General features: G+C 70.3%; 24 protein-coding genes. 14 read left to right on the plus strand and 10 right to left on the minus strand.

All coding sequences use genetic code 11. The features are described from left to right. Positions 1-17: 17 nt before the first annotated feature. A complete protein-coding gene (locus ACWZJV_RS23125; protein ID WP_457178966.1) occupies positions 18-1,166 on the minus strand; it encodes an LCP family protein in 1,149 nt (382 codons plus the stop codon). Between the two features lie 205 nt (positions 1,167-1,371). On the opposite strand from ACWZJV_RS23125, the gene ACWZJV_RS23130 reads away from it, so the two are divergent. Genes ACWZJV_RS23130 through ACWZJV_RS23140 form a run of 3 tightly spaced genes read left to right on the plus strand, consistent with a single transcriptional unit; the run spans position 1,372 to position 3,799 of the window. Then, positions 1,372-2,859: an Ada metal-binding domain-containing protein gene (locus tag ACWZJV_RS23130; RefSeq protein WP_196874857.1), complete on the plus strand. Its 1,488-nt coding sequence runs from the start codon at positions 1,372-1,374 to the stop codon at positions 2,857-2,859. Beyond that, on the plus strand, positions 2,859-3,338 hold the full coding sequence (locus tag ACWZJV_RS23135) for a methylated-DNA--[protein]-cysteine S-methyltransferase (protein WP_008358361.1): 480 nt from the start codon (positions 2,859-2,861) through the stop codon (positions 3,336-3,338). The genes ACWZJV_RS23130 and ACWZJV_RS23135 overlap by 1 nt, the downstream gene beginning before the upstream one ends. After that, on the plus strand, positions 3,338-3,799 hold the full coding sequence (locus ACWZJV_RS23140; protein ID WP_008358360.1) for a hypothetical protein: 462 nt from the start codon (positions 3,338-3,340) through the stop codon (positions 3,797-3,799). Before ACWZJV_RS23135 ends, ACWZJV_RS23140 begins: the two co-directional genes overlap by 1 nt. Before the next feature lie 37 nt (positions 3,800-3,836). Here the strand turns inward: ACWZJV_RS23140 and ACWZJV_RS23145 are convergent, their stop codons facing one another. Further along, positions 3,837-4,559: an IclR family transcriptional regulator gene (locus tag ACWZJV_RS23145; protein ID WP_008358359.1), complete on the minus strand. Its 723-nt coding sequence runs from the start codon at positions 4,557-4,559 to the stop codon at positions 3,837-3,839. A gap of 144 nt (positions 4,560-4,703) precedes the next feature. Between ACWZJV_RS23145 and leuC the strand changes: the two genes are divergently transcribed. Continuing rightward, positions 4,704-6,116 (plus strand): 3-isopropylmalate dehydratase large subunit, encoded by a 1,413-nt coding sequence (leuC, locus tag ACWZJV_RS23150; RefSeq protein ID WP_008358358.1) that lies wholly within the window; start codon positions 4,704-4,706, stop codon positions 6,114-6,116. Between the two features lie 5 nt (positions 6,117-6,121). Next, positions 6,122-6,727, plus strand: coding sequence for a 3-isopropylmalate dehydratase small subunit (gene leuD, locus ACWZJV_RS23155; RefSeq protein ID WP_008358356.1), 606 nt, complete (start codon positions 6,122-6,124; stop codon positions 6,725-6,727). 69 nt (positions 6,728-6,796) lie between these two features. Here the strand turns inward: leuD and ACWZJV_RS23160 are convergent, their stop codons facing one another. After that, a complete protein-coding gene (locus ACWZJV_RS23160; RefSeq protein WP_457178969.1) occupies positions 6,797-8,089 on the minus strand; it encodes a hypothetical protein in 1,293 nt (430 codons plus the stop codon). 163 nt (positions 8,090-8,252) lie between these two features. On the opposite strand from ACWZJV_RS23160, the gene ACWZJV_RS23165 reads away from it, so the two are divergent. Continuing rightward, positions 8,253-8,975, plus strand: a complete 723-nt coding sequence (locus ACWZJV_RS23165; RefSeq protein WP_196874855.1) for a hypothetical protein — start codon at positions 8,253-8,255, stop codon at positions 8,973-8,975. On the opposite strand, the gene cofC is transcribed toward ACWZJV_RS23165, so the two are convergent. Further along, positions 8,972-9,613 carry a 2-phospho-L-lactate guanylyltransferase gene (cofC, locus tag ACWZJV_RS23170; protein ID WP_008358350.1) on the minus strand — a complete coding sequence of 214 codons (642 nt, stop codon included), beginning with the start codon at positions 9,611-9,613 and terminating at the stop codon, positions 8,972-8,974. The two genes, ACWZJV_RS23165 and cofC, sit on opposite strands and share 4 nt — an antisense overlap. 60 nt (positions 9,614-9,673) lie before the next feature. Here cofC and ACWZJV_RS23175 point away from each other — a divergent pair, with 60 nt between their 5' ends. Together ACWZJV_RS23175 and ACWZJV_RS23180 are read left to right on the plus strand one after the other, a co-directional pair. Then, a complete protein-coding gene (locus ACWZJV_RS23175) occupies positions 9,674-10,438 on the plus strand; it encodes a lysophospholipid acyltransferase family protein (RefSeq protein WP_008358348.1) in 765 nt (254 codons plus the stop codon). A 79-nt stretch (positions 10,439-10,517) separates the two neighbouring features. Next, positions 10,518-11,531 (plus strand): NAD(P)H-dependent glycerol-3-phosphate dehydrogenase, encoded by a 1,014-nt coding sequence (locus ACWZJV_RS23180; RefSeq protein WP_008358346.1) that lies wholly within the window; start codon positions 10,518-10,520, stop codon positions 11,529-11,531. 60 nt (positions 11,532-11,591) lie between these two features. On the opposite strand, the gene ACWZJV_RS23185 is transcribed toward ACWZJV_RS23180, so the two are convergent. Continuing rightward, positions 11,592-13,232, minus strand: coding sequence for a glycosyl hydrolase family 18 protein (locus ACWZJV_RS23185; protein WP_457178972.1), 1,641 nt, complete (start codon positions 13,230-13,232; stop codon positions 11,592-11,594). 173 nt (positions 13,233-13,405) lie between these two features. Between ACWZJV_RS23185 and ggt the strand changes: the two genes are divergently transcribed. Then, positions 13,406-15,232 carry a gamma-glutamyltransferase gene (gene ggt, locus ACWZJV_RS23190; RefSeq protein ID WP_457178974.1) on the plus strand — a complete coding sequence of 609 codons (1,827 nt, stop codon included), beginning with the start codon at positions 13,406-13,408 and terminating at the stop codon, positions 15,230-15,232. Here ggt and ACWZJV_RS23195 read toward each other — a convergent pair. Beyond that, complete coding sequence (locus tag ACWZJV_RS23195; RefSeq protein ID WP_457178976.1) at positions 15,229-16,296, minus strand: trans-sulfuration enzyme family protein; 1,068 nt, start codon at positions 16,294-16,296, stop codon at positions 15,229-15,231. The two genes, ggt and ACWZJV_RS23195, sit on opposite strands and share 4 nt — an antisense overlap. Before the next feature lie 88 nt (positions 16,297-16,384). Here ACWZJV_RS23195 and ACWZJV_RS23200 point away from each other — a divergent pair, with 88 nt between their 5' ends. The 4 genes from ACWZJV_RS23200 (at position 16,385) to ACWZJV_RS23215 (ending at position 20,935) form a co-directional block, all read left to right on the plus strand. Beyond that, positions 16,385-17,122, plus strand: coding sequence for an alpha/beta fold hydrolase (locus ACWZJV_RS23200; protein ID WP_457178978.1), 738 nt, complete (start codon positions 16,385-16,387; stop codon positions 17,120-17,122). A 23-nt stretch (positions 17,123-17,145) separates the two neighbouring features. Next, complete coding sequence (locus tag ACWZJV_RS23205) at positions 17,146-18,636, plus strand: UDP-N-acetylmuramoyl-tripeptide--D-alanyl-D-alanine ligase (protein WP_008358336.1); 1,491 nt, start codon at positions 17,146-17,148, stop codon at positions 18,634-18,636. A 19-nt stretch (positions 18,637-18,655) separates the two neighbouring features. Beyond that, positions 18,656-19,771 (plus strand): D-alanine--D-alanine ligase family protein, encoded by a 1,116-nt coding sequence (locus tag ACWZJV_RS23210; RefSeq protein ID WP_008358334.1) that lies wholly within the window; start codon positions 18,656-18,658, stop codon positions 19,769-19,771. Between the two features lie 204 nt (positions 19,772-19,975). Then, the gene (locus ACWZJV_RS23215) at positions 19,976-20,935 is read left to right on the plus strand and encodes an IS481 family transposase (protein WP_457178490.1); all 960 of its coding nucleotides are present in this window, start codon (positions 19,976-19,978) and stop codon (positions 20,933-20,935) included. Positions 20,936-20,986: 51 nt separating this feature from the next. On the opposite strand, the gene ACWZJV_RS23220 is transcribed toward ACWZJV_RS23215, so the two are convergent. Beyond that, positions 20,987-21,943: a D-alanine--D-alanine ligase family protein gene (locus ACWZJV_RS23220; RefSeq protein ID WP_196874850.1), complete on the minus strand. Its 957-nt coding sequence runs from the start codon at positions 21,941-21,943 to the stop codon at positions 20,987-20,989. 39 nt (positions 21,944-21,982) lie between these two features. Continuing rightward, positions 21,983-22,219, minus strand: a complete 237-nt coding sequence (locus ACWZJV_RS23225) for an Lrp/AsnC family transcriptional regulator (protein ID WP_008358330.1) — start codon at positions 22,217-22,219, stop codon at positions 21,983-21,985. A 154-nt stretch (positions 22,220-22,373) separates the two neighbouring features. Between ACWZJV_RS23225 and ACWZJV_RS23230 the strand changes: the two genes are divergently transcribed. After that, positions 22,374-23,330, plus strand: a complete 957-nt coding sequence (locus ACWZJV_RS23230; RefSeq protein ID WP_457178981.1) for a thiamine-phosphate kinase — start codon at positions 22,374-22,376, stop codon at positions 23,328-23,330. 61 nt (positions 23,331-23,391) lie between these two features. Here ACWZJV_RS23230 and rpmB read toward each other — a convergent pair whose 3' ends face one another. Continuing rightward, on the minus strand, positions 23,392-23,577 hold the full coding sequence (rpmB, locus tag ACWZJV_RS23235) for a 50S ribosomal protein L28 (protein WP_008358326.1): 186 nt from the start codon (positions 23,575-23,577) through the stop codon (positions 23,392-23,394). A gap of 125 nt (positions 23,578-23,702) precedes the next feature. Beyond that, positions 23,703-24,731 carry a class I SAM-dependent methyltransferase gene (locus tag ACWZJV_RS23240; protein ID WP_457178983.1) on the minus strand — a complete coding sequence of 343 codons (1,029 nt, stop codon included), beginning with the start codon at positions 24,729-24,731 and terminating at the stop codon, positions 23,703-23,705. Positions 24,732-24,850 lie beyond the last annotated feature (119 nt).

Raw genomic sequence — 24,850 nt, forward strand, 5'->3', positions numbered from 1 at the left:
AGTGGATCACATCACACTCAGGCGGGTGCGCACAGGCCGTTGTCGGCGGCGTCCTTCTCCCGTTGCTCGGGGGTCACGGACTCGGCCGGGACCTCGTTCGGTGAGGCGCTGACCTCGGGGTTCGCGGGCGTGGCGGTGCCGGTCGGAGAGCTGGGCGGCGAGCTGGTGGGGGAGTCTGTCGGGGCGCTCGTCGGGTCGTGGAGGGGTCGGTCCTCGAGCATCCGCTGCCACAGCTGGTCGGCCTTCGGGAGGATCTGGAGGCGGCCCCAGTTGGGGTCGCCTTCGGGGTAGGCCTGGTTGGGCACCGTCTCGAACTCGATGCTGCCCGGGTCGACGTCGCGCATCTGGGCGGCCAGCTCGGCCAGGCCGGCGACGGAGCCGATGTCGGTGGTGATCGACTTCGACAGCTCGGTGGCGAACGTGGCCAACCGGCGCGGGCGGGTCAGGGTGCCGGCGGAGAGGACCTTGGTGGCGAGAGCGGTGAGGAAGTACTGCTGGCGCCGCATCCGGCCGAGGTCGGCGTTGGGGGTGGAGGAGCGGTTGCGTACGTAGTCGAGCGCCTGCTTCCCGCGCAGGTTGTGGGTCCCGGCGGGCAGGAAGATGTTGTGCTCCTCGTCGTCGATCGCCTCGGGGATGCAGATCGTGACGCCGCCGAGGGCGTCGACCATGCCGCGGAACCCGGCGAAGTCGAGGGCGAGGTAGTGGTCGACCGGGATGCCGGTGAGCAGCTCGGTCTGGCGGGCGGTGCAGATCGGGCCGCCGAGGGCGTAGGCCTGGTTCCACATCACGCCGCTGGCCTCGGGGATCGTGCTGCCGTCGGCGGCGGTGCACTCGGGTCGGTCGACGAGCGCGTCGCGGGGGATCGAGACGCCGTAGGCCGACTTCCGGTCGGCGGCGACGTGCAGCAGGATCGTGCTGTCGGAGCCGCCGGAGCCGCCCTCGCCGTCGATCGAGCAGCCGTCGCAGTCACGGCCGTCGGTGCCGAGGATCAGGATGTTGAGCGGCTGCTTGGGGCCTTCGTCGGCGTCGTCCGGCTCCTCGACGAGGTGGTGGATGTCGCCGCCGGAGCCGAGGTTGCGGTTGAGATGGCCGTAGAACGCCCAGGTGCCGATCCCGGTGCCGACGGCCAGGAACAGCATGGTGACCACGACGGTGAGCACGACCATACGCGTGCCTGACCTCGTCTCCGACCCCATCACCCTCCCTCGCCCGTCCGCGTGAGCAGACCGTCTGCGTGTGCAGCCCACACAGGTTGTACGCGCCAGTGAGCCGAGAGGTTGCTCCTTCAGGTAACGGCAATGTGAAACCATGAGGAAGGCACTGTCCGAAAACCGCGCGTAATTTCGTTCCGAACGCGGCAACATGGAGGACATGGATGGGACGACGAGCGTGAACGGACTCGACTTCGAGTCGTGCTACCGCGCCGTTCGGTCGCGCGACCGGCGCTTCGACGGGGTCTTCTACACGGCCGTGGCCTCGACCGGGATCTACTGCCGCCCCTCGTGCCCGGCGCGCACCCCGGCGCTGACCAACGTGTCCTTCCACCGGACCGCCGCGGCCGCCCAGGCGGCCGGCTACCGCGCGTGCAAGCGCTGCCGTCCCGACGCCACCCCGGGCAGCCCGGAGTGGGACGTGGCCGCGACCCTGGCCGGACGTGCGATGCGGCTGATCGCCGACGGCGTCGTCGACCGGGAGGGTGTCGAGGGGCTGGCCCGGCGGGTCGGCTACTCGCCTCGCCACCTGACCCGCCTGCTGACCACCGAGCTCGGTGCCGGCCCCTTGGCCCTGGCCCGGGCGCGGCGCGCGCAGACCGCCCGGACGCTGGTCGAGACCACCGAGCTCGGCTTCGCGGACATCGCCTTCGCAGCCGGCTTCTCGAGCGTACGCCAGTTCAACGACACCGTCCGTGAGGTCTACGCGGCCTCGCCGACCGAGCTCCGCGGGCGTCGCGGCTCGCGGCGCCGGGCCGACGGGACGATCGCGCTGCGCCTCGCCGTCCGCACCCCGTTCGCCGGCCGTGCCCTGCACGCCTTCCTGCGCGACCACCTGGTGCCGGGCATCGAGGTCGCCGGGGTCGACGACGGGCGGCTGTGGTTCGCCCGGACCCTCGATCTGCCCAACGGCCCGGGCACGCTGCGCCTCGAGCTCGCCGACATCCCCGAGGGCGAGACCGGCTTCGTCCACGCGACCTTCAAGCTCGCCGACCTGCGCGACACCACCGCGGCGGTCGAGCGCGCCCGGCGGCTGCTGGACGCCGACTGCGACCCGCGTGCGGTCGGCGACGTCTTCGCCGACGACCCGGTGATCGGACCGCTCGCCCGGGTGCTGCCCGGTCTGCGCGTGCCCGGCACCGTCGACGGGGGCGAGCTGGCGCTGCGTACGATCGTGGGGCAGCAGGTCTCGGTCGCCGGGGCGCGCACGGTGCTGGCGGGGATCGTCGCCGAGCACGGTCGCCCGATCACGACCGAGATCGACGGCCTCACCCATCTGTTCCCGTCCGCGGAGACCCTGGCCGCCGCCGACCCGGCCGGCATGCCGATGCCACGCTCGCGCGGACGGGCGGTCACCGGTCTGGCCGCGGCGCTCGCCTCCGGCGAGCTCCAGCTCGACCGCGGCACCGACCGCGACGTCGTGCACGAGCAGCTGCTCGGCCTGCCCGGCGTCGGCCCCTGGACCGCCGACTACGTCGCCCTGCGCGCGCTCGGCCACCCCGATGTCTTCCTGCCGACCGACGTCGGCATCCGACGAGCGCTGGAAGTGCTCGGTGCGCCCGCGGCGGATGCCGCCGCGTGGCGGCCGTGGCGCTCGTACGCCCTGCTCTACCTGTGGACTTCACTGACTGCCTTGGAGGAACTCTGATGTGGACCATCATCGACTCGCCCGTCGGCGAGCTCCGGCTGGTCGCGCACGACGGCGCGATCACCGCGATCGACTTCATGCCGGCTCTCTACGCCGAGAACCGGCCGCGCGGGGAACGATCCGACTCGGACCCGCTGCTGATGGAGTGCGCCCGGCAGCTCGCCGAGTACTTCGCCGGTGACCGGACCACCTTCGACCTGCCGCTCGCACCCTCCGGGACGGCGTTCCAGGAGAGGGTGTGGGAGCAGCTGCTGAAGATCGAGTACGGCACGACCTGCTCCTACGGGCAGATCGCCGGCCGCCTCGAGCTGACCGGCCACGGCGCCCGCGCGGTCGGGCTCGCCAACGGCAAGAACCCGATCCCGATCGTGATCCCCTGTCACCGTGTCGTCGGCGCGAACGGCTCCCTGACCGGCTACGCCGGCGGCCTGGACCGCAAGACGACGCTGCTGGGCCTGGAGAGCGGTGCCCTCTTCTGATGGCGAGACCGCAGTTGTGGCGGCCGAGACCGCAGTCGTGGCGTACGCCGCTGGCCGCCTGTGCGCTCGTGGCCGTGCTCGGGGGCGTCGCCGCCGGATGTGCGGAGGAGGCCGCGGAACCCGCCGAGCCGGCGACGGGTGAGAGCACGAGGTCGGCCGAGGCGGCGGAGAGCGAGCTGCGCGTGAACGGTCAGCTGACGTGCGACCAGGACGTGTCGAGCGACGAGGCGAAGGACACCATCGAACGCGTCGGCGGACTCCAGCAGCCCACCTGGTCGGTGAGGTTCGCGGAGAGCACCGCCGCCGGCGTGGTCGTGCTGGTCGCCGGTGACCTCGAGGACGCCCAGCCCCGGCTCTTCGACGACTACCACGTCGCCGCGATCGTCGGGCTGGCCGAGGACCAGACCCGGGCCGAGGACTTCAAGGCCGTGCGTGAGGCGGTGCGGGAGATCTGCGGCTGAATGCTCACCGAGATAACTCGGTGAGCATCTGGCCCCGCTACTCCGCAGCCGCGCGCCGCAGCGACTCCGAGAGCCGGTCGGCGGCAGCCAGGACAGCGGGAGCGTGCATCTTGCCGGGCTGGCGGGTGAGGCGCTCGAGGGGGCCGGAGACGGAGACGGCGGCGATGACCTTGCCGCCGGGGGAGCGGACGGGGGCGGAGACCGACGCGACGCCGGCCTCCCGCTCGCCGATCGACTGCGCCCAGCCGCGGCGGCGGATGCCGGACAGGGCGGCCGCGGAGAACGCGGCGTTCTGCAGGCCACGGTGGAGGCGCTCGGGGTCCTCCCACGCGATCAGTATCTGAGCGGCCGACCCGGCGCGCATCGTGAGCTGCGAGCCGACGGGAATGGTGTCGCGCAGACCGGAGGGGCGCTCGGCGGCGGCGACGCAGACGCGGAAGTCGCCCTGGCGCCGCCACAGCTGCGCCGACTCACCGGTGATGTCGCGCAGACGCGCCAGGACGGGCCCGGCGGTGGCCAGCAGCCGGTCCTCGCCGGCGGCGGCGGACAGCTCGGCCAGTCGCGGGCCGAGGACGAAGCGGCCCTGCATGTCGCGGGCGACCAGGCGGTGGTGCTCGAGGGCGACCGCCAGACGGTGCGCGGTCGGACGGGCGAGACCCGTCCCGGCCACCAGACCCGCCAGGGTCGCCGGGCCGGATTCGAGAGCTGTGAGCACAAGGGCGGCCTTGTCGAGCACACCCACACCGCTGGAACTGTCCATATCGCAAGACTAACTTCTCAGAACCTGAGATGCAACGTTACGCTCGTAGAAGCAGACTGGAAGTGGCGGATCTGACATCGCGATTCAACGCTCGAGCCGCCACCGGCCACTACAGACCTAAAGATGCCAGATGGAGAACGTGTCATGGGCAGGACCTTGTCGGAGAAGGTGTGGGACGAGCATGTCGTCCGGTCGACCGCGGGAGAGCCCGACCTCCTCTACATCGACCTTCACCTCATCCACGAGGTGACCAGCCCGCAGGCCTTCGACGGCCTGCGTCTGTCGAACCGGAAGGTGCGCCGTCCGGATCTCACCATCGCCACCGAGGACCACAACGTCCCGACCCTCGACTGGGACAAGCCGATCGCCGACCCGGTCAGCCGCACCCAGGTCGAGACGCTGCGCAAGAACGCCGAGGAGTTCGGCGTACGTCTCCACCCCCTCGGCGACGCCGAGCAGGGGATCGTCCACGTGGTCGGCCCGCAGCTGGGCCTGACCCAGCCGGGCATGACGATCGTGTGCGGTGACTCCCACACGAGCACGCACGGCGCGTTCGGCGCGATCGCGTTCGGCATCGGCACCTCTGAGGTCGAGCACGTGCTGGCGACCCAGACGCTGATGCAGGACAAGCCCAAGACCATGGCGGTCACCGTCAACGGCACCCTGCCCGAGGGTGTGAGCGCCAAGGACCTGATCCTCACCCTGATCTCGAGGACCGGCACCGGTGGTGGCCAGGGCTACATCGTGGAGTATCGCGGCGAGGCCATCCGCGAGCTCTCCATGGAGGCCCGGATGACGATCTGCAACATGTCGATCGAGTGGGGCGCCAAGGCCGGCATGATCGCCCCCGACGAGACCACCTTCGCCTACATCAAGGACAAGCCCGAGGCTCCGAAGGGCGCCGAGTGGGACCAGGCCGTCGCACACTGGAAGTCCCTGGTCACCGACGAGGACGCCGTCTTCGACAAGGAGATCGTCCTCGACGCCGCCGAGGTCACCCCGTTCGTCACCTGGGGCACCAACCCGGGCCAGGGTGTCCCGCTGGGCGCCTCCGTCCCGAGCCCCGACGACTTCGAGGACGCCGACGAGAAGATCGCGGCCGAGAAGGCCCTGGCCTACATGGGCCTCGAGGCCGGCACCCCGATGCGCGAGGTGCACATCGACACCGTCTTCCTGGGCTCCTGCACCAACGGGCGCATGGAGGACCTGCGTACGGCGGCCGACATCATCCAGGGCCACCACGTCGCCGAGGGCACGCGGTTCCTGGTGGTGCCGGGCTCGGCCAAGGTGCGTCTCCAGGCCGAGGAGGAGGGTCTGCACAAGATCTTCCTCGACGCCGGCGCCGAGTGGCGCGGCGCGGGCTGCTCGATGTGCCTGGGCATGAACCCCGACACCCTCGCCCCCGGCGAGCGCAGCGCGTCGACCTCCAACCGCAACTTCGAGGGCCGCCAGGGCAAGGGCGGACGCACCCACCTGGTCTCGCCGGAGGTGGCCGCCGCCACCGCCGTACGCGGCACCCTCTCCTCGCCCGCCGACCTGACTCTCGTGGAGGCCTGAGCACCATGGACAAGTTCACCACCCACACCGGCACCGGGGTGCCGCTGCGCCGCAGCAACGTCGACACCGACCAGATCATCCCGGCGGTCTACCTCAAGCGCGTCACCCGCACCGGCTTCGAGGACGGCCTCTTCGCCGCCTGGCGCAACGACCCGGCCTTCGTGCTCAACAACGAGGCGTACGCCGGGGCCTCGGTCCTCGTCGCCGGCCCCGACTTCGGCACCGGCTCCTCGCGTGAGCACGCCGTCTGGGCGCTGATGGACTACGGCTTCCGGGTCGTCATCTCGAGCCGCTTCGGCGACATCTTCCGCGGCAACTCCGGCAAGGCCGGCCTGCTCGCGGCGAAGGTCGACGAGAAGGTCGTCCAGAAGCTGTGGGACTACCTCGACGACAACCCCGGCGCCCAGATCACGGTCGACCTCGAGTCGCGCACCGTCCGGGCCGGCGAGGGTGCCGACGCCATCGAGGACTCCTTCGACATCGACGACTACACCCGCTGGCGTCTCCTCGAGGGCCTCGACGACATCGGCATCACGCTGTCCCACGCCGACGACATCGCGGCGTACGAGGCCACCCGGCCCTCCTTCAAGCCGGTCACCCAGCACGCCTGAGGCAGATCGAATCGGTAGTTGTGGGCGACGAGAGTGCACTCTCGTCGCCCACAACTGCTTTTTCGGCGGTCAGGGGAGGCCGGGGAGGCGGATCTGGCGGCCGTCGGCCCCGCGCTGTGAGCCGGTGATGCGGTCGCAGGAGCCGGTGTCGACCCAGCAGCGGAGGTACCAGGACTCGGCGGCGGTCGCGGTGTAGAGGACGACGCTGCGGTCGGACTCGAAGCCGGCGACGTAGACCTTCTCGACAGCGTCGGGTACGCGCAGGTCGATGTGCTCGGAGGTGCTCATGTTGACCGCGATGCCTCGCTCGGCGCCGAAGCTGATCATCCCGGGGTCGCCGGGGTTGCGGGCGATGGCGACGATCGAGCCGTCGGGGGAGTCCGCGACGGAGCCGGGCAGCGGCGCGTGCACGCCGGGCTGGGTGAGGCTGCCGTCGGCCTCGATGGCGGCGAAGCGGGCCTCCCACTCGCCGGGGTTGTGGAGGAGTACGCCGCGGCGCAGCGGGATCAGCTGCTGGTAGCCGAGCGGCAGCGAGATCCGCTGCGTCGCGTGGCCCGGGTCCCACGCCGTCACCGGCGGCCGGGAGACGGTCAGCTCGCCGTAGTTGCCGGGTACGGCCGGAGGGGCCGGGACGATGCCGGTGCGGAAGTAGGCGCGGGTGCGGTCGGTGCCGAGGATCGCGGTGGCGACCGGGGTGCCCTCGAGGTCGAGCCGGTCGGTCACCTCGCCGGTCGCGGCGTCGACCGCGACCAGGGCGGAGGTCTCGTCACCGGTCTGCTGCAGGGCGAAGAGCCGGTTGCCATCCTTGCTCAGGACCGGCTGGATCCACAGGCCGGGAATCTGGATGGTCTTCCCGCGGCGCGCGATCCACACCGGACCGGGCTTGTCGGCGCGCTCGTACATCAGCACCGTCCACCCGGCCACGCTCATCCGGGAGCCGTAGACCTTCTGCGGCTTCGCGCCGAGCTGGAGCCGGCCGTCCTGGTCGACGAACGGCAGGGTCGTCGCCGGACCGACAGGCAGATCTGCGTACGTCGCCGGGATGGCGGGAGCGCTGTTGCGGACCGTCGGAGCGGGCGGCGCGGGGGTGGGCACGTTGGCGTTGGCGCCGGTGCGTCCCTCGGCGAGCCGGGTCGTGTGGACCGCGAGCCAGGCCACGGAGGCGATCAGGGCGAGGATGATGCAGGCCGAGAACAGGATTCCGGCGCGGCTGTGCCGCACCGTGGTCGGCTGCTCGTCGAGCACCACGGGCGGCTGTTCCTCGTCGATGTGCACGTCGGTGATGGTCGTACCTTCCTCGTCCAGTCTCCCGAAGGCTGAGATGTCGAAGCTGTGCTGCGGACGTGCCCCGAGTCTCTCCACGGTAACCACGCCGGGGTGTCGGGATCAGGAGAGTTCAGGTGAACAATCCGTTTTCACATGCCGTCGGTATGTCCGCAGGAACCGGACATGGCCTAAGGTCGGACGGGTGGTGAGAAAACGAGTAGCTGATGCAAGCAAACAGGCCGGAAAAGTAGTCGAGGCGGTGAAGGACACGGCCGGCAAGCTGGTCGCCGACGTGGTGTCCGGCAAGGTCAAGATCCCCTCCATCCCGAAGGTCAAGGTGCCGAGGCCCGGACGCAAGGCGCCGGCCAAGCCCGCCGAGCCGGCGACGAAGCCCGTCGTGGAGCCGGTGGCCGAGCCCGTCGTCACGCCCGAGCCCGTCGCGAAGGTTGCGGAGCCGGTGGCTGAGCCGGTCGAGCCCGCCCCCGCGGAGACAGCCGCCCCGGCCGAGAAGCCGGCGCCGGCGAAGAAGGCCGCCGCCAAGAAGACCACGGCCACGAAGAGCCCTGCGAAGAAGACGACCGCGGCCAAGAAGACGGCGGCCAAGAAGGCCCCTGCGGCGAAGAAGGCTCCGGCTGCGAAGAAGGCCACGGCCGCCAAGAAGACCACCGCGAAGAAGACGCCGGCGGCCAAGAAGACCGCCACGGCGGCGACCCCGGTGAGCCCGGCTACTCCGGCGACGGCGTCGACCCCGGCGACGACGGCGACGACGGCGACGACGGCGACGACGGCGAAGAAGACCGCGGCCAAGAAGACCGCGGCCAAGAAGACGACGACGGCCAAGAAGGCCCCGGCGAAGAAGACGGCGGCGAAGAAGGCTCCCGCAAAGAAGGCACCAGCCAAGAAGGCGCCCGCGAACGGGGTCTCGCCGAGCCCGAGCCCGCGCCCGAGCACCGGCGCCGAGACGCCGTCGAGCGACTCCTAGCCGAGACGCACGACCCGCACCGAGGCCAGAGCAGTACGCGGCCCGAGCCCCAGCCTGCGTACGGCCTCGAGGTCCTCGAGGGTATCGACGTCGTGGCGCAGCGAGCGCAGGTCGCCCTCGAGCGGATGGGCGCCGCCGTCCCGGTGGGCGGCGGCGGACCCGGGCCCGAACGCGGGCCGGAAGCGGTCGTGGGGCGCGGTGTACAGCGTGGTGCCCCCGCCCGCCGCGTCCTCGACGTACGCAGCCCCGAACCCGCTCGCGGCGGCCAGCGCCGCGTCCAGGTCGGCGGCACGGAGCGCAGGCAGGTCGCCGCACAGCGCCGCAGGGCGAAGCTCCGGCCAGCGGCGCCGGGCCTCACGCGCACCCTGCACGAGGGTCTCGTTGAGGTCCCCGCTGACCCCGTCGGGGATGACCGCGGCACCGAGGCGGGCGACGTCGGCGGCGAAGAACGAGTCGTCGGTGATCACCAGGACCGCGCCGACCCTGGCAGCGGCCAGGCACGACTCCGCGGTGTCGAGGGCGAACGAGCGAGCCAGATCGGCCCGCTCGTGCGATTCGATGCCGACCAGCCGGGACTTGCCGCGCGCGGGAGGCTTCACGGGCAGCAGGACGACGTAACCGGGTGCAGGTGCAGGCACAGGGTAGATCCTGACAGGTATCTCACAACCTCGAGGTGACGGCCCGGTAGCCTGCCCTGCGTGGGAAAGTACCGGAAGTTCCAGGAGGGCAAGCTCGGCTGGCCATGGGTCGTGGCCGTCGGCATCGTGAAGCCCGTCCTTCTCGCCACCACCAAGCACCAGTGGGACGGCGGCGAGAAGATCCCGGAGAGTGGCGGAGCGGTGTTCGCGCTCAACCATGTCTCCGAGATCGACCCGTTCACCGCCGCGCACATCGTGTGGGACTACGGACGCAGACCCAGCTACCTGGCCAAGGCCGCGCTGTTCAAGGGTCCGTTGGGCAAGTTCCTGCGGGCGGCCCGCCAGATTCCGGTGGACCGGACGGCCGGCGCGTCGGCGTTCGACGCGGCCGTGAAGGCGGTCAACGAGGGCAGCATCGTGGTCGTCTACGTCGAGGGCTCGATCACCAAGGACCCGACCGGCTGGCCGATGCGCGGCAAGTCCGGTGCGGCCCGGATCGCGCTCGCGACCGGTGCTCCGGTCTACCCGGTGGGACAGTGGGGAGCTCAGGAGCTGCTTCCGGCGTACTCTCTCAAGCCGCACCTGATCGGCCGCAAGATGATCCAGATGAAGATCGGTGACCCGGTCGACCTGAAGGATCTCGAGGTCCAGGAGCACACGCCGGCGGTCGTGAACCAGGCGACCGACCGGATCATGAAGGCGATCGTCGGCCTGGTGGCCGACATCCGGCAGGAGGAGCCGCCCAGCGAGCTCTTCGACCCGAAGAAGGCCGGCGTGAATGCGACCGGCGACCCCCGCAAGACCAAGAAGAAGGACGGCAATTGAGCCAGCGTCAGCGAGTGAACCATGAGTGCAACACGTCGCCGCGTCCGAATTCTGGCGCTTGCGCTACGGAGGTGGCGGCGTGAGCGTGAGTGGCGGCAAGGTAGCGGTCTTCGGAGCGGGCTCGTGGGGCACCGCGTTCTCGGTCATCCTCGCTGACGCGGGCAACGACGTGACGATGTGGGCGCGCCGGGAGGAGGTCGCGGCGGCGATCAACGACACCCACGAGAACCCCGACTACCACCCCGGCACCGAGCTGCCCCGCAACATCAGCGCCACCCACGACATCGAGAAGGCGGCGTACGGAGCCGAGCTGGTCGTCCTGGCCGCGCCGTCGCAGACGCTGCGCGCCAACCTCACCGACTGGGCGCCGTTCCTGCCCAAGGACGTGCCGCTGGTCTCGCTGATGAAGGGCGTCGAGCTCGGCACCCTGGAGCGGATGAGCGAAGTCATCGCCCATGTCACCGGCGCCGGGCCGGAGCGGATCGCGGTGGTCAGCGGTCCCAACCTGTCCAAGGAGATCATCCGTCGTGAGCCGGCCGCCGGTGTGGTGGCGTGCGCCGACGAGGAGGTCGCCAAGGCGATCCAGGCGCGGGTGCACTCGCCCGCGTTCCGCCCCTACACCTCGACCGACGTGGTCGGCTGCGAGATCGGCGGGGCCTACAAGAACGTGGTCGCGATCTCCACCGGCATGGCCGCCGGCATGGGGTTCGGCGACAACACCCAGGCCTCGCTGATCACCCGCGGTCTCGCCGAGACCGCGCGGCTGGCGATGAAGCTGGGCGCCAACCCGATGACCCTGATGGGTCTTGCCGGCCTGGGCGACCTGGCCGCGACCTGCTCCTCGCCGCTCTCCCGCAACCGTACGTTCGGGGAGAAGCTCGGCAAGGGCATGACCACCGCCGACATCCTCGCCTCCAGCCACCAGGTCGCCGAGGGCGCCAAGTCGTCGCACTCGCTGCGCGAGCTGGCGGCGAAGGTCGGCGTGGACGTGCCGCTGGCGCAGTACGTCGACGACGTCGTCTCCGGCGCCAAGACGGTCAGCGAGATCATGGACGAGATGCTCGAGCGGCCGACGAAGGCGGAGACCGAGTAGGACATCGAGGCGGAACGGCCCCGGAGCGAGTGCTCCGGGGCCGTCGCTGTTGGTAGGGCCTCAGACGGAGCCGAGGTCCTTCCACGGACCCCACTCCTCGGTGCCCGGGGTGTTGCCCTGGGTCCACCACTTGGCCTCCCACAGGTGACCGCCGTAGGTGACGCGGTCGCCGGCGACGTACACCGTCGTGGCCGACCACGCGGCCGCGCCACCCGGCGGGTCGGTCGGCGGGTCCGTAGGCTCCTCGGTCGGCGGGTCGGTCGGGTCCGGCTCCTCGACCGGACCACCGGTCCCGTTGCGCATTGCGTCGGCGAAGGTGCCGATCAGCTCGCCCTGGCGGTCACCGGACAGCTCCCACCACATGCCTCCGCCGAGACGCTTGGAGATCGCGTAGGCCGCCTTCTGCCTGATGGTGGACACGTTGTCGTAGCTCCACCACTGGTTGCCGTCGTAGCGCCAGGCGGCACCGGTCGCGGCGTTGTAGTGGTCGGTGCCGCGGGTCTTGAGCTTGTCGTAGTCCTCGTTGCCCGCCTCGTACGTCCCGGGTGCCGCGGCGGTCGCCGGACCCCACGGGTTGGCGGAGGTCGCACCCTGCCAGCCGCGACCGTAGGCCGCCATGCCCAGGCCGAGCTGGGCCGGTGAGATCCCGGCGTCAAGGTACTCCCGGACCGAGGCGTCCACGCTGAACCGCTTGCCGTCGGGGCGCGGGTCGGCGGGGTCGGCGTAGAGGTTGCCCTGGTGGCCGGTCAGCGTCGGGTCCCAGGCGCCCCACAGGTCATAGCCCTGGATGTTGCCGAAGTCGAGCGAGTTGAAGATCGCCGGGTCGTTCCAGCCGCCGGCCTCGATGTCCTGCGGGTTGGCCGGGAGGAAGGCCGAGAGCTGGTAGTCCTTGCCCGTGGTCGCGCCCAGGGCGTCCAGCTGGGAGCGGAACTCGGCCAGCAGCGCCTTGAAGTTGGCGCGATCGTTGACCGGGTCGACGTGGTTGCCGGTGTTGCCGTTGGGCGAGCCCGGCCACTCCCAGTCGATGTCGAAGCCGTCGAAGACACCGGCGGCCGCACCGGCGCCACCGCGGCCGTCGATCACCGGCAGGTTGCCCTTGATGTAGAGGTCGATGCACGAGGAGACGAGCTTGCGGCGCGACTCCGGGGTCGCCGCGGCCAGGGAGAAGTTCTTCGACCAGGTCCAGCCGCCCAGCGAGAGCAGGACCTTGAGGCCCGGGTGCTTCGCCTTGAGCTGCTTGAGCTGGTTGAAGGAGCCGGCCAGGGGCTGGTCCCAGGTGTCGGCCGTGCCGGAGACGGATGCGTCGGCTGCGTACGACATCCCGTAGTCGGCGTAGGCGTCACCGGCGCCGTCGGAGCCGTTGGGCCCCTCGCCCTGGGCCTTGTTGGCCTCGAAGCAGGTCAGCGTCTGGTGGTGGATGTTGCCGAAGGCGTAGTTGAGATGGGTCAGGTCGTCGGCGACGCCGGACGTCTCGAGCTGCTTGACCTTGAAACCGCGGCCGTAGACGCCCCACTGCACGAAGTAGCCGACGTTGCGGTAGCCGTTGATCGCGGTCGTCTCCGCGGCGGCCGCCTGCAGCGATGCGCTGGACGGGGTGCTGGTGAGGGCGAGCGTGCCGGTGAGGGCGAGAGCTCCGGCGAGAGCGCCGATGAGAAGGCCGGCGATCCGGCGTGACCTTCGTGGGGGCAAGGCGACATGCATGGTGACACCTCCGAGGTGATGGCTTGCTCGGGCACCAGGCGCCCGATCGCCTTTCGATGGTGGCAGCCTCCGTATTTGTAAGCAACCCTTACTAATTAAGGAATTTCAGAACGTAATTCGAGGTGGGCGCGGAAGTAGTACGTTCGACGAGCCGCCAATTCTGGGAGATCGCCATGCTCGGACGCCGCTCTGCAGTCGTTGCCACACTGACCGGGGGCGCGCTCGCGCTGGCCACCCTGGTCCCGTACGCAGGGGCGACCGCCGCCCCGGAGGAGCGGCTCACGCCACCGCCGAAGGTGCCCACCGCGGTGGGCTACGGCGGCGCGGTGGCGAGCGTCGACGCCGATGCCAGCCGGATCGGGCTCGAGGTGCTGCGCAAGGGCGGCAACGCGACCGACGCGGCGATCGCGACGGCGGCCGCGCTCGGGGTCACCGAGCCCTACTCGGCCGGGATCGGCGGAGGCGGCTTCTTCGTGCACTACTCCGCGCGCACCGGGAAGGTCGAGACCATCGACGGACGGGAGAAGGCGCCGGCCGCGATGCCGCGCGACGCGTTCATCGATCCGGAGACCGGGAAGGAGTACCCGTTCTTCCCCGACATGGTCACCAGCGGCGCCTCCGTCGGGGTTCCCGGCACCCCGCTGACCTGGGACAAGGCGCTGAGGAAGTGGGGCACGCGCTCGCTCGCACAGACGCTCGAACCGGCCGCACGGCTGGCTCGCCGAGGCTTCGTCGTGGACCAGACCTTCCGGCAGCAGACCGTCGACAACGCGGAACGTTTCGCAGCGATCGAATCCACCGCGGAACTGTTCCTTCCCGGAGGATCAGCCCCCGAGGTCGGCAGCCGGTTCCGCAACCCCGACATCGCCGCGACCTACGACCTGCTCGGACGCAAGGGCGTGAAGGCCTTCTACCGCGGCCCGCTCGCGGCGGAGATCGCCGCGACCGTGGCCGAGCCGCCGAAGACCGACGACACCGACCTGCCGGTCCCGCCCGGCTGGGTCACCACGGAGGACCTGGCGGCCTACACCGCCCCCGGCCGCGAGCCGACCCACTCGACCTACCGTGATCTGGACGTCTACGGGATGGCACCGCCGTCCTCCGGCGGCACGACGGTGGGGGAGGCGCTCAACATCCTCGAGCGCTACGAGCTGGCCGGGATGAGCGCCACCCAGGCCTACCACCACCTGATCGAGTCGAGCGCGATCGCCTTCGCCGACCGCGGCGCCTACCTGGGCGACCCCGACCACGTCGACGTGCCCGTCGCGGCGCTCCTCGACGACGCCTTCGCCGCCGAGCGGGCCTGCGGCATCGATCCCGCGGCAGCCCGGCCGAAGCCGGTGGCGGCGGGAGACGTCGACGACTACGACGGCGTCTGCGACGATCCGGCCGGCACCGGCGAGACCGCCAAGGACACCGAGAACCTGGAGACCACCAACCTGACCGTGGTCGACCGCTGGGGCGACGTCGTCGAATACACCCTGACCATCGAGCAGACCGGAGGATCCGGGATCACCGTTCCCGGCCGCGGCTTCATCCTCAACAACGAGCTCACCGACTTCTCGACCACCTACCGGCCCGACGACCCCAACCGGATCGAGCCCAACAAGCGCCCCCGCAGCTCGATGTCGCCCACGATCGTGCTCTCCGAGGGCCGCCCCGTGCTGGCGGTCGGCTCGCCCGGAGGCTCGACGATCATCACCACCGTGCTCCAGATCCTCATCGAGCGCTACGCCCGCGACCGGACCCTGCCCGAGGCGATGGCGGCGCCGCGGGTCTCCCAGCGCAACGCCGCGAACACCGGCGCCGAGCCGGCGTTCATCGAGACGTACGGCGGGCCGCTGACGTCGCTGGGACACCGGTTCGCCTCCACGGCAGAACTCGGCGCGGCCGCCGCGATCGAGATCGGCCCCGACGGGCTGCTGACCTCGACGGCGGAGCCCTGGCGTCGAGGAGGCGGGTCCGCGCTGGTGGTCAGCCCGGTGGACGCGGAGGACTAGCTGCCGAGACCGTCCAGCGCCTGGGCGAGGTCGGCCCACAGGTCGTCGACGTCCTCGATCCCGACCGACATCCGCACCAGCCCCTCGGGCACCGTCGACGACTCGGTCTTCCAGCGACGACGGCGCTCGAACGTGGACTCGACCCCGCCGAGCGAGGTCGCGTGGACCCACAGCGAGGTGGAGCGGGTGAGGTGGTCGGCCTGGTCCGCGGTCGGGAGGACGGCCGCCAGCATGCCGCCGAAGCCCGGGTAGCGGACCTCCGCGACGGCCGGGTGGGCAGCCAGGCGCTCGGCGAGGGTCGCCGCGTTGGCGGCGGAGCGCTCGACGCGCAGGTGCAGCGTACGCAGGCCGCGCAGCGCCAGCCAGGCCTCGAACGGGCCCGGGATCGCGCCGAGGAGGTCGCGGCGGGCCTTGAGCACGTCCCACAGCGCGTCGTCGGAGACCACGACCGCGCCCATCACCACATCGGAGTGACCGGCGATGAACTTCGTCGCGGAGTGGATGACGATGTCGGCGCCGAGCGCGAGCGGCTGCTGGAGCAGGGGAGTGGCGAAGGTGTTGTCGACCACGACCCGCGCGCCCGCCTTGTGGGCCGCGGCGATGACCGCCGGCAGGTCGGCGAGCTGCATGCCCGGGTTGGTCGGCGTCTCGACCCACACCAGCGCGACCTCGCCGTCGAGCCGCTCGAGCAGCTTCACGACCGCCTCGGTGTCGGAGAAGTCGGTGAGGCGAGCGGTCAGCCGGCCGCGGGCCTCGAGATCGGCCAGCTGGCCGATGGTCCCCAGGTAGCTCTGCTCGGTGGCCACCACGACCGAGTCGTTGACCAGGTCCAGCAGCGTCGCGACCGCCGCGAGCCCGGATGCGAACGACAGCGCCCGCCCGCCCTCAAGCCTCCCGAGCGCCTCCTCGAAGGCCACCCACGCGTCGTTGGTGTAGCGCCCGTACTCCTTGTCGCCGCCGGCCACATAGGTCGACGCCATCGTGATCGGTACGTTGAGCGGCTGGTCGGGCTCGTGGGCCGGCCGCCCGGCGTGGACGGCGATCGTGGCGGGCTTGTGATCCATGCCTTCGACCCTATTGCCCCCTCCGTCGACGGGTCTCACACGCCGCGCGGTTACGGGTCGGCGCACGGTCCCGGATAAGGTTGCGGCCGTGTTGACGACCCTGCTGGATGGACGTGCCTTCGGTGAGAAGCACGGCAAGGATGCTGCCACCGTCGTGGCCCTGCACGGCTGGGCCCGCAACCGCAGCGACTGGGGCTCGACGCTCGAGGGCCTGGACGCGCTCGCGCTCGACCAGCCCGGATTCGGCGCGACCCCGGCGCCGGACGAGGTCTGGGGATCCGCGGACTACGCCGCGTGGCTCGCCCAGATCCTCGAGGGTCTCGACCGCCCGGTGCTCGTCGGTCACAGCTTCGGCGGCCGGGTGGCCGTCCAGCTCGCCGCGAGCCGCCCGGAGCTGGTCCGTGGAGTCGTCCTCACCGGGGTGCCGCTGTTCCGCCCGAAGACCGCCGGCAAGCCCAAGCTCACCTACCGGATTGGCCGCTGGCTTCACTCCAAGGGGCTGATCCCGGAGTCCAGGATGGAGGCGCTGCGGGAGAAGTACGGCTCGACCGACTACCGCAACGCCAAGGGCATCATCCGCGACATCTTCGTGAAGGTCGTCAACGAGTCCTACGCCGAGCAGCTGGCGGCCATCCCGAAGGACCTCCCGGTCCGGCTGATCTGGGGCGAGAACGACACCGCCGCCCCGGTCTGGATGCCCGGTGAGGCGATGGACCTCCTGGGGGACAACGCGACCCTGGAGATCGTCCCGGGCTCCGCGCACCTGCTCGACGCCGGGCTGGTCAAGAGCCTTCGAGGCGCCATCGACGAACTTCGTACGAACTGAATCTGAGGGGCTGAAGAAGAAGCATGTGGATCGTCCTGGTCACCTCCGCGCTGACCCTGGTCTCCTACTACCGCTGGCTGCGGGTCGCTCAGCGTGAGCACTACGAGCCGACGCGGCTGTTCGCGATCGAGTGGATCTGGATCAAGGCCCGCCCGGTCGAGGCGATCCTGCTCGGCGCGGTCGTCGTGGTCTGCCTGGCGTCGTTCGTGCTGCCCTATGGTGCGCTCGTGGGCGCGCTGCTGTTCCTCGGCTGGCCCGTGGGCATGTCGTTCACCGGCGCGAAGCGTCTCGTCTGGACCGACCGGGTCAAGCGCCTGGCCGGTGTGCTCTTCGTGCTGCACGCCGTCGTCACCGTCCTGATCGCGCTGCTCGCCCCGGTCGCTGCGGGCCTGCTCCCGATCCTCGCGGTCCCGCTGGCCGAGGCGGCCCTGGCGATCATGTGGCCGATCGAGAAGGCGATGGCCAAGAAGTGGCAGGTGCAGGCCGCCGCCACCATCAAGAAGGTCAACCCGAAGATCGTCGCGATCACCGGCTCCTACGGCAAGACCTCCACGAAGAACTACGCCACCCACCTGATGCAGGGCCGCTGGTCGACGCTGGCCTCCCCGGCGAGCTTCAACAACGCGATGGGCCTCTCCCGCGCGGTCAACGACCGCCTCCAGCCCGGCACCGACATCTTCGTGGCCGAGATGGGCACCTACGGCCCCGGCGAGATCGCCGAGCTGACCGAGATCTTCCCGCCCGAGGTCGCCGCGATCACCACGATCGGCGAGGCCCACCTGGAGCGGATGAAGTCCCGCGAGACCATCGTGAAGGCCAAGTCGGAGATCCTCCCGAAGGCCTCGACCGTGGTGCTGAACATCGACGTGCCCGAGCTCGCCCTCATCGCCGAGAACCTCCGCGCCAGCAAGCGCGTGATCGCCTGCTCCGCGGTGCCGGGCACCGCCGCCGAGGTCCTGGTGACCGACGGCAAGCTGACGATCAACAACGAGACGTACGCGGTGGAGCTGCCCGACGAGGTCGGGCACCCGATCAACGTCGCGATCGCCGTCGGCCTCGCCCTCGCGGTCGAGGTCCCGATCGAGACGATCACCCAGCGGCTGGCCTCGATCCCGGGTACGCCGCACCGCGCCGAGGCCAACAGGACGCCCGGCGGCGTCTGGGTCATCGACGACACCTTCAACTCCAACCCGACCGGCGCCGCCGCCGCGCTGGCGAAGGCCAAGCGGCTGGCAGGGGAGTCGGGAACGGTGTGGACCATCACGCCCGGTATGGTCGAGCTGGGCACCGAGCAGGCCGCGCGCAACATCGAGTTCGCGCAGGCTGCCACGGCCTCCGACAAGATGCAGCTGTGCATCGTCGGTCGCACCAACCGAAAAGCGCTGCGGGCGGGGGACCCCGCGCGAACCACTGCGTTCGACAGCCGCAAGGCGGCGGCGGATCATGCTCTGACCGCGGCCAAGGAGGGCGACGTGGTGCTGTACGAGAACGACCTCCCCGATCACTACGCGTAGGACCCCAGGAGCTTCCACCATGAGCGTAACCAAGGCCACCATCGTCTTCGGCGGTCCCAGCGCCGAGCACGACATCAGCATCCTCACCGGCCTGCAGGCCGAGCGGGTCCTCTCCGGTGCCGGCGTCGAGGTCACCTGCCTCTACTGGGCGCGCTCGGACAAGTGGTTCCTGGTGCCCGCCAAGCAGGAGGCGCGCGACTTCCTCGGCGGCGAGCCGAAGGGCTCCAAGGCCGTCGAGTTCCGGCTCGGCACCGAGAAGGGCGACGGCTTCTACACCGTCGGCGGCTTCGGCGGCGGCAAGCGCCTGGAGACCGGCCCGATCCTCTCCGCCTTCCACGGCGGCGCGGGCGAGGCCGGCGGCATCCAGTGGCTCTTCGAGCTCGCCGGGCTGAAGGCGACCGGCGCCACCCCGGCCTCGGCCGCCCTCGGCATGGACAAGCTCGCCTTCGGCGCGGTCATGCTCAACGCCGGCCTGCCGTCGCTGCAGCGCGAGCTGCTCTCGCGCTACGCAGCCCCGTCCTTCGAGGGCCCCTACATCGTCAAGCCGCGCTTCGGTGGCTCCTCGATCGGCATCGAGGTGGTCGACGACTACGAGACCGGCCTCGCGCTCCTCAACACCTCGCCGCACCTGCGTGCCGGCGCGGTCGTCGAGCCGTACCGCCCCGACCTCTTCGACCTCAACGCCTCGGTCCGCACCGCGCCCGAGATCGCGGTGAGCGACGTCGAGCGCCCGCTGCGCTCCGACGAGGCGAAGATGTACGACTACTCCGCCAAGTACGTCCACACCGACGGTCTCTCCTCGTCCCCGCGTGAGTTCCCGGCCCAGGTCGAGGAGTCGGTCACCAAGCAGATCAAGGACCTGGCCGTACGCGTCGTGGAGCTCACCGGCCTGACCGGCATCCTCCGCATCGACTTCCTCTCCGACGGCAAGGGCGAGGTCTTCATCAACGAGGTCAACTCGATCCCCGGCGCGCTCTCGCTCTACCTGTGGCCCGACACCCCCGCCTCCGAGGTCCTCACCAGCGCCATCGCCGAGGCCGAGAAGCACGTCCCCCAGGTCACCCGGAACTTCGAGGAGGGCGTCGCCCTCAAGGCCGCCGGCGGCATCGCCGGCAAGCTCACCGGCCTGAGCTGAGCCCACGCCGCTGGTCGAGCCGCGAGCGCTAGCGAGCGTGTCGAGACCAACACAGTCCCGTTGAGCGCCGAGGGGACTGTGTTGGTCTCGACACGCCTCCGCCTAGCTGTACCCGGCCATGAGGTTGGTGGCAGGTCGTTGACGTGGAGAGAGCCTCCGGGTGAGGTGTGGATTGTCTAGATTCACGCCGCCCAGGAGGCTCTCGTGTCCCACCGTAACGCCCGCACCACGTTTCACGGCAGGTTGCTGATCATTGATCGTCACCGCGCTGGTTGGCCCCGGGCCCATATCGCCAAGGCGATGGGGATCTCGCGTCGCTGTGTCGCGAAGTGGATCGGCCGGTTCGAGGCCGAGGGCGAGGCCGGCCTGGCTGATCGCTCCTCGCGACCACACTCGTGCCCGCGCCGGACCACTCCACAGGTCGAGGCATCGATCCTCGAGTTGCGTACCCGCGAGCGTCGCGGCCGTGACTGGGTCGCGGCCGAGCTGAACATCTCGCCGCGGACCGTGTCTCGGGTGCTGGCCCGTCACGCCGCGCCGCACCTGTGCGATCTGGACTCGATCACCGGCGAGCTGTTGCGGGCCTCGAAGAAGACCACGGTGCGCTACGAGCGCGAGCGGCCTGGCGAACTGGTGCACATGGACGTCAAGAAACTCGGCAAGATCCCCGATGGTGGCGGCTGGCGCGCCGAAGGGCAAACCACTCGCAACCACCGCTCCCGGGTGAACAAGACCCGGCTGGGCTACGACTACGTGCACTCCCTGGTCGATGACCACTCCCGGCTGGCCTACAGCGAGATCCTGCCCGATGAGAAGGGCCCCACCTGTGCCGCGTTCCTTGAGCGTGGCATTGCCTACTTCGCTGAACACGGCATCACCCGCATCGAACGGTTGATCACCGACAACGCGTGGGCCTACCGGCACTCCCTACGAGCCGTATGCGCTCGCCACGACATCGTCCAGAAGTTCATCAAGCCACACTGCCCCTGGCAGAACGGGAAGGTGGAACGCCTCAACCGGACCCTGCAAACCGAATGGGCCTACCGCCAAGTCTTCACCACCAACGACCAACGCACCGCCGCACTTGCGCCCTGGCTCGAGCACTACAACACTCAACGTCGCCACAGCTCACTCGGCGGACTCCCACCGATCAGCCGTCTGTGACCAACGTGTTGGCCGGGTACACCTAGCGGCTCCGGCGGCTCGACCAGCGTTTTATCGGGCGAGAGCGCGCTTCAGGAGGGCGAGGGTGACCTCGCCCATCGAGGTGCCGTCGTGCTTGGCGGCGAAGGGGAAGACGCTGGTCTCGGTGGCGCCGGGGGTGATGGCGACCTCGAGGACGACAAAGCCGCCGTCGGGGGTGACCATGAAGTCGGTGCGGGAGATGTCGCGCATGCCGAGCAGCTCGTGGGCGCGTACGGCGGTCTCGCCGAGCTCGGTGAGCAGCGCGTCGGGGAGGTCGGGGCGGCCGAAGCCGACGAACTCGGCGGTGTAGCGCGCCGCGAAGTCGAACTCGTGGCCCTTGCTGAAGTCGATGGCGATCGGCGTCAGCGGCTTGGTGCCCTCGTCGGTCTCGTGGACGACCACGGAGACGTCGATACCGGCGTAGAAGCGCTCGATGAGCGCCTCGTCGCAGTAGGCGTAGGTCTTGACCAAAGCCGCGGGGAGGGCGGAGAGGCCGTCGACGCCGGTGACGCCGAGCGCCGAGCCGCCGCGCGAGGGCTTGACCACGACCCGCTCGCCCATCCGCGAGATGACGTGCTCCATCAGCACCGGAGCGCCGACGTCGCGGAACGTCGTGGACGACAGCGAGACCGAGTCGGGCACCGGAATGCCCCCGCGGCGCAGGAGCTCGCGGGCAGCGGCCTTGTCGAACGCGACGCGGCAGGAGGTGGAGACGGTGCCGACGTACGGGATCCCGATCAGCTCGAGGAGCGTCTGGATCTCGCCGTCCTCACCGAACTGGCCGTGCAGAGCCGGCAGCGCCACGACCGCCTTGTCGCGCTCGAGGTTGTGCAGCAGCGCCCGGTCGAAGTCGTACGCAGCCACCTCCACTCCCAGCGCCGACAGCTCGCGCACGAGGTTGCGGCCGGAGGCCAGCGACACGTCGCGCTCGTGGCTCAGCCCGCCGGCGATGACGGCGACGGGCCCGGGAAGAGGAGATGTACTCATGAGTTCGTTCTAACAGACGGCCGGGACGAGCCGTCAATCTCAGATGTGGACGACCGGGCAGGTCAGGGTGCGGGTGATGCCTTCGAGGCTCTGGACGCGAGCCACGACCATCTTGCCGAGCTCGTCGACATTGCGGGCCTCGGCGCGGACGATCACGTCGTACGGACCGGTGACGTCCTCAGCCAGGGTCACGCCCTGGATCTTGCCGATCTCGGTGGCGACCTCTGCGGCCTTGCCGACGTCGGTCTGGATGAGGATGTACGCCTGTACGACCATGGTGCTGCTCCTGTTCTCCGTGCCTTCCTTGGCACAACGTCAGGCATGTAACCTATCGCGTTATCTGTCGCTCGACCTACACCGACCCTGGGGATAAGACAGGTGATGCGTGTCCCGGTATCTCCGGGCATCGCCGGGAGGGTTGGATACAGGTATGGCTTTTCCGAGGGACACGACACTCGCCGACGTCGGTGAGTTCGGGCTGATCACCGAGATGACCAAGCACTTCGCCCAGGGGGAGCAGGTGCTGGTCGGCCCCGGCGACGACGCCGCGCTGCTGCGGGTCAAGCAGGGTCACGTGGTGGTCTCGACCGACCTGCTCGTCGAGGGCCGCCACTTCCGGCGGGACTGGGCCGAGGCGTCCCACATCGGCCACCGGGCGGCCGGTCAGAACCTCGCCGACATCGCCGCGATGGGCGGTGTGGCGCACTCGATGACCCTCGGCCTCGCGCTCCCGTCGGATCTCCCGGCCGAGTGGGCCGTCGACTTCGCGGAGGGGTTCGCCGCCGAGTGCTCGCTGGTGGGTGCCTCCGTCGTCGGCGGGGACGTCACCGGCGCCGACCAGATCGTCATCTCCGTGACCGCCATCGGCGCGGTCGCCCAGGCCCCGGTCCTCCGCTCGGGCGCGGAGCCCGGCGACGTACTCGCGCTGTGTGGCCGCCAGGGATGGGCCGCTGCCGGTCTGGCGATCCTCAAGCGGGGGTTCCGGTCACCTCGTGTGCTGGTCGACGCCTACCGCCGCCCGCAACCGCCGTACGCAGCCGGCCCCGCCGCCGCGGCGGCCGGTGCCTCGGCGCTGATCGACGTCTCCGACGGTCTGCTGTCCGAGGCCCGGCACATCGCCGAGGCCTCGGAGGTCTCCATCGACGTGCAGACCTCTGCGCTGACCATCCCCGACGAGCTCAAGGCGGTCGCCTCGGCGACCGGCGCTGACGCGCTCGCGTTCGTGCTGGGCGGGGGAGAGGACCACTCGCTGCTCGCGGCGTTCCCACCGGAGGTCGAGCTGCCGCAGGGGTGGACGGTGATCGGGACGATCGACGAGCCCGGTGGCGAGCCGGTCACGGTCGACGGCGAGGTCTATGAGGGGCCGGCGGGCTGGACACACTTCTGAGGAGAACGACGAAGGCCGCCGCCCGAATGGGCAGCGGCCTTCGTACGAGGAAGAACTCGGGTCAGCGAGCGACCTTGCCGGCCTTGATGCAGGTCGTGCAGACATTCATACGCTTCGGGGTGCCGTTGATGACGGCACGGACGCGCTGGATGTTGGGGTCGAAGCGGCGCTTGGTCGCCTTCTTGGACCACGGCCGGTTGTTGCCGAAGCCCGGCTTCTTGTCGCAGATGTCGCAGACGGCAGCCACCGTGAACTCCTGAGGTTGAATAGATGATCGAGGTCGAATAGATATTGCCGGCGAGCGCGATGAACGGCTGCCCAGCCGAGACAACCGAACAAGCGTAGCCCGTCCGGCTGTGACGAACGAAATCGTCAGTCCCCGGAGCGGCGATCCCGCCACCTGTCCAGCGGGGCCGCCAGCGCGGTGGCCAGCTTCCACCGCTTCGACCCGCGCAGATCGTCGATCTCGGAGCGCTGACCGGCCAGCTGCTTGCGCTGCGACTCGAGTCTACGGCGCTGGTCCGCGACGACCTCACGGAGCCGGGCGACCTCGTCGCGCAGCTCCAGGCCCTGCTCGACCCAGTCGGGGATGGCGGGCACCGAGGGGAGCTCGGGGGAGAGGCCGCGGCGCAGGACGACGTAGAACTCGATGTCGTCCTCCGGCACCGGCAGGATCTTCTCGACCGACCAGCCGGTCAGCCCGAGACGGCGCAGCTCGGCGATGATCTCGGGGAACGAGCGGTCGGTGTAGGTCCACACGTGGCAGTCGACGTACTCGCCACCGCGCGCCCGCTCGACCTGGGCCAACGTGTAGCCGAGGTCGTGGATGCAGGTCTCGGCCTCGCTCGGACCGTGGTGGTGGAGCCGCTTGGGGTCGTGGCTGACCGCGGCACGATGGTGGTCGAAGACGGCACGTACGGACGGGATGGTGTCGCCGGCCTCGTGGGCCTGCAGGATCTGCCCCATCGTGGTGGGCGGGCGGTGGGCGTCGAAGGTGTAGCGCCTGTCGGGGACGACCAGGACCAGCGCCCCGTCGGGGGCGGTCACGGCCTCGACCTGGGCCAGCCAGCCGACCAGGTCGGGCACGTGCTCGACGACGTGGCTGGCCAGCGCCCAGTCGAAGGGGGCGCCCTCTTTGGCCGCCTCCTCGATCGTACGCATCCGGGTGCCGTCCCACATCGGATAGTCGATCTCGGGGATGGCCTCACGGGTGACGTTGGGGTTGTCGGTGTTGGTCTCGTAGAGCCGGTCGCGGTCGTAGAGGTCGAGATAGGACACGTCTGCGGCGCCGCGGGGGACGAGCGGCTTGTGCAGCGGTCCGATCTCCAGGCCGTGTCCGGTGGAGAAGTCGAAGATTTCGGCGACGCGACGAGCGCGTGGGGACGGGGTCGGGATCGACATCCGGGAGTCCTTCGGCGTAGGGAAGTCTCCACACTAGGGATGATTCGTCACCCGCGCGGGGCGCGACCCGGCAGAACTTGTTACTCGCTCGTGTCTTTGCTGCAGCCTTGGATTTGTTC

The sequence above is a fragment of the Nocardioides sp. WG-D5 genome, from assembly GCF_054031175.1.

Bases quoted from the DNA above. Each gene is read 5' to 3' on its own strand.
- ACWZJV_RS23185 (WP_457178972.1), bottom strand. From the start codon at position 13,232: ATGCATGTCGCCTTGCCCCCACGAAGGTCACGCCGGATCGCCGGCCTT.
- ACWZJV_RS23230 (WP_457178981.1), top strand. From the start codon at position 22,374: ATGGCTTTTCCGAGGGACACGACACTCGCCGACGTCGGTGAGTTCGGG.
- ACWZJV_RS23210 (WP_008358334.1), top strand. From the start codon at position 18,656: ATGAGCGTAACCAAGGCCACCATCGTCTTCGGCGGTCCCAGCGCCGAG.
- ACWZJV_RS23220 (WP_196874850.1), bottom strand. From the start codon at position 21,943: ATGAGTACATCTCCTCTTCCCGGGCCCGTCGCCGTCATCGCCGGCGGG.
- ggt (WP_457178974.1), top strand. From the start codon at position 13,406: ATGCTCGGACGCCGCTCTGCAGTCGTTGCCACACTGACCGGGGGCGCG.
- leuC (WP_008358358.1), top strand. From the start codon at position 4,704: ATGGGCAGGACCTTGTCGGAGAAGGTGTGGGACGAGCATGTCGTCCGG.
- ACWZJV_RS23195 (WP_457178976.1), bottom strand. From the start codon at position 16,296: ATGGATCACAAGCCCGCCACGATCGCCGTCCACGCCGGGCGGCCGGCC.
- ACWZJV_RS23205 (WP_008358336.1), top strand. From the start codon at position 17,146: ATGTGGATCGTCCTGGTCACCTCCGCGCTGACCCTGGTCTCCTACTAC.
- ACWZJV_RS23240 (WP_457178983.1), bottom strand. From the start codon at position 24,731: ATGTCGATCCCGACCCCGTCCCCACGCGCTCGTCGCGTCGCCGAAATC.
- ACWZJV_RS23145 (WP_008358359.1), bottom strand. From the start codon at position 4,559: ATGGACAGTTCCAGCGGTGTGGGTGTGCTCGACAAGGCCGCCCTTGTG.
- leuD (WP_008358356.1), top strand. From the start codon at position 6,122: ATGGACAAGTTCACCACCCACACCGGCACCGGGGTGCCGCTGCGCCGC.
- ACWZJV_RS23140 (WP_008358360.1), top strand. From the start codon at position 3,338: ATGGCGAGACCGCAGTTGTGGCGGCCGAGACCGCAGTCGTGGCGTACG.
- ACWZJV_RS23125 (WP_457178966.1), bottom strand. From the start codon at position 1,166: ATGGTCGTGCTCACCGTCGTGGTCACCATGCTGTTCCTGGCCGTCGGC.
- ACWZJV_RS23135 (WP_008358361.1), top strand. From the start codon at position 2,859: ATGTGGACCATCATCGACTCGCCCGTCGGCGAGCTCCGGCTGGTCGCG.
- ACWZJV_RS23225 (WP_008358330.1), bottom strand. From the start codon at position 22,219: ATGGTCGTACAGGCGTACATCCTCATCCAGACCGACGTCGGCAAGGCC.
- ACWZJV_RS23130 (WP_196874857.1), top strand. From the start codon at position 1,372: ATGGATGGGACGACGAGCGTGAACGGACTCGACTTCGAGTCGTGCTAC.